The sequence below is a fragment of the Bradyrhizobium sp. CAR08 genome, from assembly GCF_052871955.1.
Window position 1 is genome coordinate 188,134 of the sequence record NZ_JBIXJX010000002.1, and the last position, 13,585, is coordinate 201,718.

Genomic DNA, 13,585 nt, shown 5'->3' on the forward strand with positions numbered 1-13,585 from the left:
GTGGGCCGATGGATCGTCTCAAGCTGAAGGCCGTGCTCGGCAGTCACCCCCATGTCCAGGCGGTGAAGAGCGGCGAGCTCCGCTCCAACCGCTTCGACCTCGACTTCATCGAATACACGCCGACCAACACTGCGTTCAAACCGATGGTGCGCGAGCAAGCGTTCGACGTCTGCGAGATGGCGATCGTCACCTATCTGATGGCAAAGGCGCAAGGCAAGCCCTTGGTGCTGCTGCCTGCCACAATGCTCGGCCGCTTCCAGCATTCCTACGCGCTCTATAGTCCTGCGCAGGGAACCCTCGGGCCGTCCGATCTCGAAGGCAAGCGCGTCGGCATCCGTTCGTTCACGACTACGACCGGCGCCTGGATCAGGGGCATCCTCGCCAACGACTACGGCGTCAACCTCGACAAGATCCGCTGGGTCACGTTCGAAGACCCGCATGTCGCCGAATATGTCGACACCACCGAGCGCGCGCCGAAGCACAAGAAGATACTTCAGATGCTGCTCGACGGCGAGCTCGACGTCGTCCTTGGTGAGGCCTCGAACGATCCCAAGCTGAGGCCGCTGTTCCCCGATCCGGCCGCGGAAGCCGCCATATGGTACGCGCGCCGCGGCGTCGTGCCGGTCAACCATCTCGTGGTCGTGACCGAGCAGCTAGCGAAATCGCGTCCTGACGTAGTTTCGGGCATTTATGATCTCCTCAAGCAAAATAAGGCGCAGGCGGGGCCTGCGGCAACGCCGGACCTGGTTCCGTTCGGAATCGAAGCGAACAGAAGGTCGCTGGAGTTGATCGTCGACTACGCGTTCCAGCAGGCGCTGATCCCGCGCCGCTATGCGGTTGAGGACCTGTTCGACGCAACAACGCGAGGACTGAACTGATGGCGGGCGATCCCAAGCGATGGCAGGTCGGGCTGGTCGGTTATGGCGAGGTCGGCAGGATTCTGGCCGAGGATTTGCGCCAGCAGGACATCAAGGTCACAGCCTTTGACATCAAGCTCGCGGGCGAGCAGGGTGGTTCGCTGCACGAGCATGCTGAAAAAGTCGGTGTGGGGCTCGCAGCCTCGCACGCCGAGCTGACCGCCAAGTCCGATTTCATCATCTCCGCGGTCACCGCGAGCCAGGCCGTGCCGGTGGCAAAGGCCTGCGCGGCCGCGATCAATCAGGGCACCTGGTTCCTGGATTTCAATTCGGCGTCTCCCGCCGCCAAGCAGCGCGCTGCCGCGCTGATTGATGGCGCCGCCGGACGTTATGTCGAGGGCGCGGTTATGACGTCGGTGCCGCCTTATCGCATCAAGGTGCCGCTGCTGCTCGGCGGTCCCGGGGCCAGGGAGCTGGAGCCGCTTTTGAACGCGATGGGTTTTGCGGCCAAGGTTGCGAGCGACAAGCTCGGTGTTTCATCGGCGGTGAAGATGTGTCGCAGCATCATGATCAAGGGGCTGGAGGCCATGGTCATCGAAAGCTTCACCACCGCGCGCGCCCATGGCGTCGAGGATGCGGTGCTGGCTTCACTGGCGGAAACCTTTCCCACGATCGATTGGGAGAAGCAGGGTGCTTATTGCTTCCAGCGTGTGATCGAGCATGGCCGCCGCCGCGCCGAGGAAGTACGCGAGGTCGCCGAGACCGTGCGTGAAGCGGGGCTGACGCCGTGGTCCGCGCAGGGCACCGCCGAGCGGCAGGCCTGGGTGGCGGACCTCGCCGACGAGGGCCTGTTCGGAACGAAGGGTACCAAGGAGTTCGCTCGCAACGCTGACTGGCGCATCGAGGCGGACCGAATCCTGGCGAAGATCAATCGCGAGAAATAGGGCGGCTCTTGCTCAGGATTTTACGGTGCAACAGCCCGTGAGCTCGTCGCGGACGTGTTCGATCAACGCCATCAGGTCTTCGGACTTGCGGGCCAGCCGATCGTTCGCGACTTGGGTCCGGAATTCCGCGCGGATCACCCGAATGCACTTGTCGGCGGTGTCGAGCGTCAGGAGCATGCGCGTCAAGTCATCTTGGGTCCGGATGCTCGCCAGATCGAGGTTTGACAGGACATGCCCGATGCCGTCGAGCCGTTTTATAGCGGCATCGCCGGGCGTTCTCGCTCGAATGGCGCGATGGTCGATGCTGCTGAATGCGCTGAACATGTCGATGCTTCCCCGTTGAATGCAGACTTCAGTGCAGGTTCTGCTTTGAACGGCACCGCGGGACTGGCAATACGCTCAGCTATCGGCAATCAGCGCGGATCGACTATCCGGTATTCTACCGGATTCGGAATATGAGAGCGATCGACGGTAACATCTAACGGAAATAACGCGGCAATTCGCCCCGCTTCAATGCAGATATGCGTCCAGAGCGGCTCAGGAGCCGGGGCGGAACACAGTGGGCCGTTGCCGCGCAAAAGTCTGCCGGCCGCTCTTGAAGCCCATTACGACATCCGGCAGCTCGGCGACGGCGAAGCGGCTGTCTTGCGTATCGAGCACGATGAGATCGGCGGGGTTTCCGACCTTGATGCCGTAATCCCCAAGGTTCATCAGCCGCGCCGGCAGCTCGGTCACGAGATCAAGGCAGGTATCGAAGTCGTTCACCGAGGCATGCGCGACGTTGGCGTAGAAATTCGCCATTCGCAGCAGTGAGGCATCGCCGAACGGCGTGAAGGGATTGAGCACGTTGTTGGTCGCGATCGAGCACAGCACGCCGTCGGCGGCGAGCTTGTGGGCGAGCGTCAGCCCGCGTGGCGCGTTGTGGGTCGCTTCGCGCCCCATCAGGTACAGATCGGTTGCCGGCAGCACGGTGACGGCAACGCCAGCCTTGGCCAGCTGCGCGGTGGCGGCCCTCAGCCGCTCCGGTGGCAGTACGGAGAGTTTCGTGGCGTGGCCGATTGCCACGCGCCCCCCATAGTTGCGCCGCTCGGTCTGCCGGCAGACCTCGTCGAGGTGCCACCAGGAGGGATCGAGATCGAAATCGAGATGGAGATCGACGTCCAGGTCGAACGCCTCGGCGAGGTCGAAGATGCGTGCGAGATGGGCGTTCGGGTCGGTGTCCGTGTAGGGGCAGCCGCCGATCACCTCCCCACCATCGCGCAGCGCCTGGATCAGAAGCTCCTCGCTGCCGGGATCGTTGGTGAGGCCTTCCTGCGGAAAGACACAGAGCGACAGGTCGATCGCCCAGGCATAGTCACGCTTCAGCGCCTTCACCGCCTCGAAGCCGCGCAATCCGATGCGGGGATCGATCTCGACGTGGGTTCGCATGCGCGTGGTGCCGTGGACGATAGCACGTTCGAGTACCCGGGCGCCGCGCGCGTAGACGTCCTCGACCGAGAAACCCTTCTTCATCTCGGAGACGGCGCGGATCGCTTCGGAGACGCTGCCGTGATCATGCCCGCAGCGGCCGAGCAGGCAGGCCTTGTCGAGATGGATGTGGCTGTCGACGAAGCCGGGCAGGGCGAGGCGTCCGCCGACATCGACTTCGGCGGCCTCGCAAGCGAGCGTCGGTTCGATGGCGGTGATCCGGCCGCGCGTGACGCCGATGTCCATCGGGTCGGCGGCACCACGCAGCAAGGCGTTGCGAAAGATGAGGTCAAAGGCGGATTGGGCGGTCATGGCTCTTGCGGAAGGAATTTAGTGCATTCGGCCGCGTTTGGCGGCTCCAGATTGTCGGCAGTGTAGCGACGGAAATGTTCAAAATATATGCACGTATTCCCCGAGAGCGGCGCTAGTATTCGCAAGCCCTGGAGAATGAGCCATGTCCGCTGCCGCAAAAGCCGAAGCCGGCCCGTCGTCCGACGCCGGGATCGTGGAAGCCTATCTCACGGCGTCGATGATCCCCGATCCGGACGCCGCGGCTGCCTATATGGCGCCGGGCACGGTGATCACCTTTACCGGTGGGCGCGAGTTCGATCATCCGCGCGGCCCGACCGCTTTCAACGCCAAGCGCTACCGCTGGGTCAAGAAGAAGATGGACCGTTTCGACGTCTGCCCCGGCGACGGCGAGACCGTGGTCTATAGCGTCGGCACGCTCTACGGCGAATGGATGGATGGGTCCGCGTTCGAGGGCAACCGCTATGTCGACCGCTTCGTGGTGCGGAATGGCCAGATCACCAAGATGGACGTCTGGAACGACAGCGCCGAGCGGATCCTGGTCCAGCGCGGCATCGACGCGTAAGCGCCATCCTGGCGCTTGAGCGCCCCGACTCCAGGGGGACAAAAGGCCGGTCCACCCTATCGCAAGCCGCGATAGCTGATAGGTGCAAGCTCGTCTGGCGGCTGCCGCGCGCCTGCGCTATCAACGGCGCGATTGCTGCGCCCGGCATGGGGGCGCAAGCCTCCTCAAGGAGTTCCCGATGCGTTTACCCACCGTTGTCCTGGCCCTCACATGCCTTGCAACTGCCGCCTCCGCCGAAGACCTGTCGGGTACGCTTCAGAAGGTCAAAGAGACCAAGAAAATCACGCTGGGCTACCAGGAGGCCTCGGTCCCGTTCAGTTATCTCGACGGCAACCAGAAGCCGGTCGGCTTTGCCATGGATATCTGCCTCAGGATCGTGGATGCCGTGAAGAAGCAGCTCGGTATACCCGACATCGCCGTCGACACCCTCGCCGTGACATCGTCGAACCGGATTCCGCTGATGGTCAACGGGACGCTCGACCTGCATTGCTCGGCGACCACCAACAATGCCGATCGCCAGAAGCAGGTCGCCTTCACCAACACGCACTTCCTCAGCGCCACGCGATTTGCGGCCAAGAAAGCCGCAAAGATCAACACCATCGACGATCTCAAGGGCAAAGCGGTGACGGCGGTGGCCGGCTCGGTCAACCTGACGCAGCTCGCCAAGGTTAACACCGAGCGCAATCTCGGCATCAATGTGATGCCGGCCAAGGACCAGGCCGAAGCTTTCCTGCTGCTGGAAACCGATCGCGCCCAAGCCTACGCGCTCGACGACGTGCAGCTCGCGGTCGCGATCGCGCGCTCGAAAGAACCACAGCTCTTCATGATTAGCGAGGAGACCTTCTCGAAGCCGGAGCCTTACGGGATCATGCTACGGCGGGAGGACGCGCCGTTCAAGGCGCTCGCCGACCGCGCGACTGCAGAGCTGTACGCGAGCCCGGAGATCGAGGCCCTCTACAAGAAGTGGCTGGAATCGCCGACGCCGCCGAACGGCCTCAATTACAACGTCCCGATGTCGGGCGCCTTGCGCAACGCCTTCAAGAAGCCGAGCTCAAGCTTCGATCCCGATGTGTACGTGGTGAATTGAGTGAGGGCGCCACGGCGCTGGTTGTAATCGGGCTGCGTGTCATCCTGCCCTCGCTCCTTGCGGGAGAGGGCAGCTCCGCTGGTTGATGCAGCTCACTGGGGTGAGGGGTTTGTCTCCGCGGAAGCAGACCCCTCATCCGGCGCTTCGCGCCACCTTCTGCCGCAAGGGGAGAAGGAAAGAGAGCGAGCCGCACGGGCGGAATGCTTGCGACGCTAGGCGTTCGAATATTTCTTCAGCTCGAACCGCGCGATCTGGTTCCTGTGGACTTCGTCCGGGCCGTCGGCGAGACGCAGCAAACGCGCGGTCGCATAGGCCTGGGTCAATCCAAAGTCGTTCGACGTGCCGCCGCCGCCATGGGCCTGGATCGCCCAGTCGATGATCTGGCAGGCCATGTTGGGCACGGCGACCTTGATCATCGCGATCTCCGCTGTCGCCACCTTGTTGCCGACGGTGTCCATCGCGTATGCGGCGTTGAGCGTCAGCAGCCGGGCCTGCTCGATCATGATGCGGGCCTCTGCGATGCGCTCCTGCGTCACCGTCTGCTCGGAAACCGGCTTGCCAAAGGCGACGCGGCTGCGCACCCTCCGGCACATCTTCTCCAGCGTGCGTTCGGAAAGCCCGATCAGCCGCATGCAATGGTGGATGCGGCCGGGGCCGAGGCGGCCCTGCGCGATCTCGAAACCGCGGCCTTCGCCCAGCAGCATGTTCTCCTTGGGGACACGCACGTTGGTGAAGACGACCTCGGAGGCACGGTCGGGCACGCCGTAGAAGCCGAACACGGGCAGGGCACGCTTGACCTCGACGCCCGCTGTGTCCATCGGCACCAGGATCATGGATTGCTGCTTGTGGCGGTCCGCATTGTCGGGATCGGTCTTGCCCATGAAGATGCAGATCTTGCAGCGCGGGTCGGTCGCGTTGGTGGTATACCATTTGCGGCCGTTGATGACGTAATGGTCGCCCTCGCGAACGATCGAGCTTTCGATGTTGGTCGCATCGGATGAGGCGACGGCAGGCTCGGTCATGGCGAAGCAGGAGCGGATTTCGCCTGCGAGGAGCGGCTTCAGCCAGCGCTCCTTGTCCTCCTTCGTGCCATAGCGCTCCAGCACCTCCATGTTGCCCGTGTCGGGCGCCGAACAGTTGAAGACTTCGGGTGCGAGATGCGAGCGGCCCATGACCTCGCAGAGCGGGGCATATTCGAGATTGGTCAAGCCGGCACCGTGGCTGGAGTCCGGCAGGAACAGATTCCAGAGGCCTTCGGCACGTGCCAGCGGCTTCAGCTCCTCGACGACCGGATAGACCTTCCAAGGCCCCAGCTCCTCCGCCTCGCGATAAAAGCGTTCCTCGTTCGGATAGATGTGCCGGTCCATGAAACTGTCGAGCCTGCGCTTGAGCTCGACGACTTTGGGCGACATCGGGTAGAGCATCTTTGTCTCCTTGGTCGATGGACAGGCCGGGCGCAATCGGCTCAGGCGACGCGATACCCTTTAAATTTCTCGCGCAACGCTGATTTGAGCACCTTGCCGGTGCCGGTCATCGGGAACTCGTCCATGAACTCAACGGCGTCGGGCATCCACCAGCTCGCGATCTTCGGGCGCATGTGCTCGAGCAGCGTCTTGCCGTCGACGGTCGCGCCCTTCTTGCGGACGACGAGGAGCAGAGGCCGCTCCTGCCATTTCTCATGATTGATCGCGACCACGGCGGCTTGCAGCACATCAGGGTGAGACAGGGCGACGTCCTCGAGCTGGATCGAGGAGATCCATTCGCCGCCGGACTTGATGACGTCCTTGGAGCGATCGGTCAGCGTGACGTGGCCCTGGGGGTCGATCACGGCCATGTCTCCGGTGATCAGCCAGCCGTCGCGGTCCAGGCCTTCTTCGAGTTTCATGTAGCCGGACGCAACCCACGGTCCCCGCGCGCGCAGATGGCCGACGCTCTTGCCGTCGCGCGGCAGCTCGTTGCCGCCGTCATCGACGATGCGCAAGGCGGTGCCGAAACAGGCGCGGCCGGACACCTGGCGGCGGTCGAACTTCTCCTTGTCCTCAAGATGCTCGGAGCCCGGCCGCAAGCCCGGCATCGAGCAGCCCAAGGCTTCGGTCATGCCCCAGGCCTGGACGTAGTCGATGTCATACTCGCGCTTGAGCCTCTCGACCATCGCGCGCGGGGGTGCCGAGCCCGACGACAATGTTGCACGAAGTGTCGAGAACCTGTTGCCGGTCCGCCCGAGCCAGTCGAGCAGGATCAGCCAGAAGCTCGGCACGCCCGCGGACAGCGTCACCTTCTCGCCTTCGAGCAGCTCGTAGAGCTTGTCGGGCTCGTAATTGCGGCCGGGCAGCACCAGCTTCGAGCCGGTATAGGGCGCGGTGAACGGCATGTTCCAGCCGTTGCCGTGGAACAGCGGCGCCATCGGCATCATCACCTCGCGCACGCCTTCCAGGTGCCCGGGCAGGAAGTCGAAATTGCAGGAGACCATGGTCTGCAGGATCGCGGCGCGATGCGAATAGATCACGCCCTTGGGATTGCCTGTCGTGCCCGAGGTGTAGCAGATCGTGGATGCCGATTTTTCGTCGAATTCCGGCCAGGCGAAGCCGGTGTCGTGCTCGTTCTCCAGCAGGTCCTCGTAGCAATGAACGTTGGCAAGCTTGGTCTCCGGCATTCGCTCGCGCGAGCACATCACGACATAGGCTTCGATCGATCTCAGCTGCGGCGCGATCGTCTCCACGATCGGCAGCGTGGCGCGGTCGATGAACAGCAGGCGGTCCTCGGCATGATTGACGATGTAGACGAGTTGTTCGGGAAACAGCCGCGGGTTGATGGTGTGCAGCACATATCCCATGCCCGGCGCGGCGTAGAACATCTCGAAATGCCGGTGCGTATTCCAGGCCAGCGTGCCGACGCGGTCACCGGACATCATGCCGAGCCTCTTGAGCGCCAACGCCATGCGCTTGATGCGCGGGTGGGCGTCGGCATAGGTGTAGCGATGGATGTCGCCTTCGATCTCGCGCGCGACGACCTCAGCCTCGCCGTGATAGTCGGCGGCATACTGGATCAGGCCGCTGATCAGGAGCGGCATGTCCATCATCAATCCCTGCATCGTCTCCTCCGGACCGCCATGTCGTTGCATGACGTACGCTTGTGATGTGCGCTTGAGGTTAGCGGAACGCCACTCCACGTTCACGCAAAAAGCGAGAGACGCGATTGCATGCGTCACTTTTTCAGGGCTAAGTGATGCTAGCTGCCGGCGAAGCAGTGTCCGCCGGGGGAGGAAACGGATGTCAGCGCAAAGACACAAGACCGGCGCAGCCGGCGAATCTACAATCGACATTGCCGCACTCCGAGCGCGCTATCGCGACGAGCGCGATCGTCGCCTGCGCGCCGAAGGCAAGGCGCAATATGTCGAGGTGACCGGCGAGTTCGGACGCTATCTCGACGATCCCTGGGCCAATTCCAGATTTGCGCGCGAGGCTGTCAGCGAACAGACCGAGGTGCTCATCGTGGGCGGCGGCTTCGGCGGCCTTCTGTGCGGCGCGCGACTGCGCGAAGCTGGCATCGATGATTTCCGGGTCGTGGAAAAGGCAGCCGATTTCGGCGGCACCTGGTACTGGAATCGCTACCCTGGCGCGGCCTGCGATACCGAGAGCTACATCTACCTGCCGTTGCTGGAAGAGACCGGCTACATGCCGGTGCGCAAATATGCGCGAGCCCCCGAGATCTACGAGCATTCGCGCCGCATCGGCCGTCATTTCGGCCTCTATGAGCGCGCGCTGTTTCAGACCGTCATCACCCACATGGAATGGCGGGAGCAGGAGGCACGCTGGCTGGTCGAGACAGATCGCGGTGATTGCATCCGCGCGCGCTTCGTCATCCTTGCTGGCGGCCCGCTGAGCCGTCCGAAGCTGCCGGGCATTCCCGGTATCGAAAGCTTCAAGGGACACAGCTTCCACACCAGCCGCTGGGATTACGCCTACACCGGCGGCACGGCCGAAGGTGATCTTAGTGGTCTTGGCGACAAACGCGTCGGTATCATCGGCACCGGGGCCACCGCCGTGCAATGTGTGCCGCATCTCGGCCGCTCGGCCAAGGAGCTCTACGTCTTCCAGCGTACGCCGTCGGCGATCGGCGTGCGCGACGACCGCCCGACGGATCAGAGCTGGGCGCAGGGGCTCAGGCCCGGCTGGCAGCGCGAACGCATGGACAATTTCACCGCCGTGATCTCGGGCGAGCCATTCGAACAGGATCTGGTGCAGGACGGCTGGACCGGCCTGCTCGGCGAGATCCTGCTGGCGCCGCGCCGCCAGCCGCAGCCGGTGACTTCGATCGAGGAGGCGCTCAAGGTCATCGAGCAGGCCGATTATCGCAAGATGGAAGAGATCCGAGCGCGCGTCGATGCGATCGTCAAGGATGAGGCGACGGCTTCGGCGTTGAAACCCTGGTACAAGGCATTCTGCAAACGGCCGTGTTTCCACGACGAATATCTCGACACCTTCAATCGTCCCAACGTGCATCTCGTCGACACCAGGGGACAGGGCGTCGAGCGCATCACCGAGAACGCGGTCGTGGTCGACGGCAGGGCTTATGAGCTCGACTGCCTGATCTATGCCAGCGGCTTCGAGGTCGGCACCGACTACGCCCGCCGCATGGGCTTTGAGGTCTACGGCCGTGACGGCGTGAGCCTGTCGGCGCGCTGGCGCGATGGCGTCAAGACGCTGCACGGCTTCTACAGTCGCGGCTTCCCGAATTGCTTCCTGATCGTCATGGTGCAGGCCGGCCAGAGCGCCAACTTCCCGCACATCATCGACGAGCAGTCGCAGCACATCGCCTATGTGATAGCCGAGGCGCGCAAGCGCAAAGCCCGGACGCTGGAGCCGACGCTCGATGCCGAGAACGCCTGGGTCGAGGAGGTGGTCAAAGCTGCGCTCGGCCGCCAGACCTATCTCGCCGAATGCACGCCCGGCTATTACAACAATGAAGGCGTGTTCGATCCGATCGCGGCGAGAAACAGCCAGTATTGGCGCGGGCCGGTGGCATTCCTGCGGCTGCTGGACAAGTGGCGCCAGGAGGGCAATTTGGATGGACTGGAACTGTCGTATGATCACGCCATGGAGTCGGCGCCTTCGTCCGGGTAAGCTCGGGCATTGGATCACCCAGGGAGAGGACGTCGGACATGATCAGGGGCAGAACTGTAGCTGCGGCGGTTTTTGGGGCGATGACGCTGCTCGGCTGCCTGGCGCCCGCCGCCCACGCCGCGCAATGCGGCAGTTCGTCGGCCGGCTTCGAGGCCTGGAAGCGCGAGTTCAGCGCGGAGGCGCAGGGCAAGGGCGTCGGCCAGACTGCGCTCTCGGCGCTGATGCAGACCAATTACGCCAGTGCCACCATCGCGGCCGACCGTGGCCAGCGCAGCTTCTCGCTGACGCTCGACCAGTTCCTCGCCAAGCGCGGCGCCACCACCATCGTTGCCAAGGGTCGCCAGCTCAAGCAGTCGCAAGCCGCCTTGTTCACCTCGATCCAGCAGCGCTATGGCGTCCCGCCGGGGCCGCTGATCGCGATCTGGGGCATGGAGACCGGGTTCGGCAGCCAGCGCGGCAACCAGAATATGCTCTCTTCGATCGCGACGCTCGCCTATGACTGCCGCCGTCCCGAATTCTTCACTGAGCAGCTCTATGCGGCGCTGAAGCTGATCGATCGCGGCACGCTGTCGGGGGCAACCCGCGGCTCGATGCACGGCGAAGTCGGTCAGACCCAGTTCATGCCCAAGAACATCCTGGCCTACGGCACCGGCAATCTCGAAGTTGCCGCCAATGCGCTGAACTCGACGGCGAATTTCCTCAAGGCCCATGGCTGGCGTGCAGGAGCGGGTTACCAGCCGGGCGAGCCGAATTTCGCTGCCATCGAAGCCTGGAATGCCGCCGGCGTTTATCAGAAAGCGATCGCCCTGATGGGACGGCAGATCGACGAGGGCGGAGGTACGGCCGCCTCGCGCTGACCAGAGCCGCGTTTCGAAGGGGCTCAAGCTTCTTGGTTTTGCCGCGTTTGCTTTATGCGAACCGGCATCCACTTCGCTTGAGAACGCTCCTGCTCAGCAAGGCGTGATGCGCCGGCAAGAGAAAGTTGTTGCCAACTGGAACCGACGGCACGAGGTTTGCTTTGATCGAACAGGGCTGGGCATGAGGAGACTCAACATGGCAACCCAGATCGTGATGGACCAGACTGGCGACACGCGCCACGAGTTTGATCCTGGCAATGCCGAAGCGCTGGCGCGAGCCGAGCGGCGCTTTCGGGAGCTGACCGGAGCGGGCTTCACCGCCGCGCTGCGAACCGGACCTGGCGAAGTCACCCGGATCCGATCGTTTGACCCGACCGCGCAGGAAACGCTGTTCTATCCCCGCCTGGTTGGCGGTTGATCTGAGCTGCTCATGATCGCGGCAGTTTGGCTCCGTGGGCCGGCGCGTGCGCGTCTGCATGCGCTCCGCGAACTCTATCGGCGCTTTTTCGGCGAGAACACGCCGGATGCTCGCGGTCGCCGGCTCCTGGCCGAATGGCTGTCACCGGCGCAGCGCGCCCAATTCGAGCAGCACCGGTATTTCGATGTCGTCGGCGGCGATACCGGCAAGACCTATCGCATCCATTATGGCACCGCCGCCAACGTCCATGAGATCGACGAGGCCGGAAATGCGACGATGGGGTGGTGCTTCGTCCCGTCAGGCTTTCTCGTTCCCGGCGACGTGATGCTCGCACAGAAGATCGCGCTCGAAACCGACGAAAGGGGAGCTCTCGCGCTCGCCAACAGGTTTCCGCCAGCGACGCATTCGGAGCACTTCTACCGGCGGCCGTTCTAGGGCGTGGGCTATCAGTAATGGGTGGAGCGATAGGCATCCACCGCGTGCGCTGCAAAGACGCCGACGCTGCAAAGCGCGAGCAAGGCCGAGATCAGCTCGATCATAGTTCGTCCTCCTGCGGCGGCAGGGCGACGAGGTGCTGACAGCAGGAATAATCCCAGATCAGGTTGAGGAAGAATTGCATGGTGGCCGTCCCTGTATGCTTTTGACAACGAGATAACCGACCATCTGTTTCAGGCGTGTTTCGTCGCATCTGGAAACGGGTTTCTTGGGGAACCCCGGGCTGGTTTGTGCGCTGCGGAGCCGCTACATCCCGCTCTTGCTCAATCCCATTAGCCGCGAGGCGGCGCATCACATTGCGAGGCGAAATCATGGCGCAGGTCGAGTGGTTCGACGATCTCACCATTGGAATGCAGTTCAAATCCCCCGAAGTTCACGTCACCGAGGCCGACATCAAGCGGTTCGCGGCCGAGTTCGATCCGCAGCCGATGCATCTCGACCACGAAGCCGCCAAGCAGACCCTGTTCAGGGGTCTCGCTGCCTCGGGATGGCACACCGCCGCGATTGCCATGAGCCTCGCGATCCAGACCCGTCCGTTCGGCCCGCATCCGCTGATCGGTGCCGGCGTCGACGGGCTGCGCTGGACCATCCCGGTGCGGCCCGGCGACCGCCTGCATCTGGTCGGGGAGGTCATGAGCCTGACGCCATCGAAGTCGAAGCCGCAGGGCATCGCACTGGTGAAATGGACGATGTTCAATCAGAACGGCGAGGAGGTTTACACCTTCACCCCGATCGCGATCGTGCCCCGGCGGGAGTAGGGCAGGGTCGGCGCCCTACGCAACCGCCTGAAGCCCTTGCGGGTCACCGGCAGAGGTGGTCATCTCGGTCCGGGGAACACGCTGGAGGCTGACATGAAACGACCTCTTCTCGCCGCCGGGCTGCTGGCCGGCGCCTTGAGTGCCGTCGCTTTGACCGCAAGACCGGTGCAGGCGCAACAATCCAAGGTCGGCGACTGGACCATCGAAAAGCGTACGCAGGACGCGCATTGCAATGCGAGCCGCGGCTACAAGGACAAGGAAGACGAGAACCGGGACTACGTCATCGTCGTCACCTATTCCGAGAAAGCTATCGTCATCGTCATGATCTATGACGGCTGGGAGTGGGACAAGGTGGGCGAGATCCTCCGGGCCGATGTCGGCACCGATGACGCCGATATCATGAAGAAGGCCAAGTGGGAGGTCATGGACAAGACCACCGTTCGCGGCATCTTCGAATACGATCAGTCCATGATGGACCGGCTGTCCAGGGCCAAGCGTCTCTCGCTCGATTTCGAGGACGATGACGACGACAGCATCGAGATGCAGGTGCCGCGTGCCGGTGAAGCGCTGGCGGCATTGAAATTCTGCGAGGAGAATCGCAAGTAAATTGCCGGAGCCGAATGCGAGGCCGGCGGGATCGGTGGCGACAGGGTTCTGCGGTGCGCGCGCTGCCTGACGCATCGCACGCGTGACTCATCGCATACA

General features: G+C 63.3%; 14 protein-coding genes. 10 read left to right on the plus strand and 4 right to left on the minus strand.

Annotation, left to right across the window (positions count from 1 at the left end; all coding sequences use genetic code 11):
• Positions 1-8 precede the first annotated feature (8 nt).
• Together ACIPUD_RS04565 and ACIPUD_RS04570 are read left to right on the plus strand one after the other, a co-directional pair.
• Complete coding sequence (locus tag ACIPUD_RS04565) at positions 9-878, plus strand: ABC transporter substrate-binding protein (RefSeq protein WP_018459295.1); 870 nt, start codon at positions 9-11, stop codon at positions 876-878.
• Complete coding sequence (locus ACIPUD_RS04570; RefSeq protein ID WP_085352766.1) at positions 878-1,801, plus strand: NAD(P)-dependent oxidoreductase; 924 nt, start codon at positions 878-880, stop codon at positions 1,799-1,801. Before ACIPUD_RS04565 ends, ACIPUD_RS04570 begins: the two co-directional genes overlap by 1 nt.
• Positions 1,802-1,813: 12 nt before the next feature.
• On the opposite strand, the gene ACIPUD_RS04575 is transcribed toward ACIPUD_RS04570, so the two are convergent.
• The gene (locus ACIPUD_RS04575) at positions 1,814-2,125 is read right to left on the minus strand and encodes a hypothetical protein (protein WP_377827354.1); all 312 of its coding nucleotides are present in this window, start codon (positions 2,123-2,125) and stop codon (positions 1,814-1,816) included.
• A 213-nt stretch (positions 2,126-2,338) separates the two neighbouring features.
• Positions 2,339-3,580 carry an amidohydrolase family protein gene (locus tag ACIPUD_RS04580; RefSeq protein ID WP_085352768.1) on the minus strand — a complete coding sequence of 414 codons (1,242 nt, stop codon included), beginning with the start codon at positions 3,578-3,580 and terminating at the stop codon, positions 2,339-2,341.
• A 142-nt stretch (positions 3,581-3,722) separates the two neighbouring features.
• Here ACIPUD_RS04580 and ACIPUD_RS04585 point away from each other — a divergent pair, with 142 nt between their 5' ends.
• Positions 3,723-4,142, plus strand: a complete 420-nt coding sequence (locus tag ACIPUD_RS04585) for a nuclear transport factor 2 family protein (protein WP_446480188.1) — start codon at positions 3,723-3,725, stop codon at positions 4,140-4,142.
• A 178-nt stretch (positions 4,143-4,320) separates the two neighbouring features.
• Positions 4,321-5,229 (plus strand): amino acid ABC transporter substrate-binding protein, encoded by a 909-nt coding sequence (locus tag ACIPUD_RS04590; protein WP_247398259.1) that lies wholly within the window; start codon positions 4,321-4,323, stop codon positions 5,227-5,229.
• Positions 5,230-5,441: 212 nt separating this feature from the next.
• On the opposite strand, the gene ACIPUD_RS04595 is transcribed toward ACIPUD_RS04590, so the two are convergent.
• Both ACIPUD_RS04595 and ACIPUD_RS04600 read right to left on the minus strand, forming a co-directional pair.
• On the minus strand, positions 5,442-6,653 hold the full coding sequence (locus ACIPUD_RS04595; protein WP_085353044.1) for an acyl-CoA dehydrogenase family protein: 1,212 nt from the start codon (positions 6,651-6,653) through the stop codon (positions 5,442-5,444).
• A 41-nt stretch (positions 6,654-6,694) separates the two neighbouring features.
• Complete coding sequence (locus tag ACIPUD_RS04600) at positions 6,695-8,320, minus strand: long-chain fatty acid--CoA ligase (RefSeq protein WP_247398256.1); 1,626 nt, start codon at positions 8,318-8,320, stop codon at positions 6,695-6,697.
• Between the two features lie 178 nt (positions 8,321-8,498).
• On the opposite strand from ACIPUD_RS04600, the gene ACIPUD_RS04605 reads away from it, so the two are divergent.
• The 6 genes from ACIPUD_RS04605 (at position 8,499) to ACIPUD_RS04630 (ending at position 13,486) form a co-directional block, all read left to right on the plus strand.
• Entirely contained in the window at positions 8,499-10,352 is a 1,854-nt protein-coding gene (locus tag ACIPUD_RS04605; protein ID WP_247398252.1) for a flavin-containing monooxygenase, read from the plus strand.
• A gap of 38 nt (positions 10,353-10,390) precedes the next feature.
• Complete coding sequence (locus tag ACIPUD_RS04610) at positions 10,391-11,209, plus strand: lytic murein transglycosylase (protein ID WP_085352771.1); 819 nt, start codon at positions 10,391-10,393, stop codon at positions 11,207-11,209.
• Between the two features lie 196 nt (positions 11,210-11,405).
• On the plus strand, positions 11,406-11,627 hold the full coding sequence (locus ACIPUD_RS04615) for a hypothetical protein (RefSeq protein WP_007592399.1): 222 nt from the start codon (positions 11,406-11,408) through the stop codon (positions 11,625-11,627).
• Between the two features lie 12 nt (positions 11,628-11,639).
• Positions 11,640-12,062 (plus strand): hypothetical protein, encoded by a 423-nt coding sequence (locus tag ACIPUD_RS04620; protein WP_018459285.1) that lies wholly within the window; start codon positions 11,640-11,642, stop codon positions 12,060-12,062.
• Positions 12,063-12,433: 371 nt separating this feature from the next.
• Positions 12,434-12,880, plus strand: coding sequence for a MaoC family dehydratase (locus ACIPUD_RS04625; protein WP_446480189.1), 447 nt, complete (start codon positions 12,434-12,436; stop codon positions 12,878-12,880).
• Positions 12,881-12,973: 93 nt separating this feature from the next.
• On the plus strand, positions 12,974-13,486 hold the full coding sequence (locus ACIPUD_RS04630; RefSeq protein WP_247297580.1) for a hypothetical protein: 513 nt from the start codon (positions 12,974-12,976) through the stop codon (positions 13,484-13,486).
• Positions 13,487-13,585 lie beyond the last annotated feature (99 nt).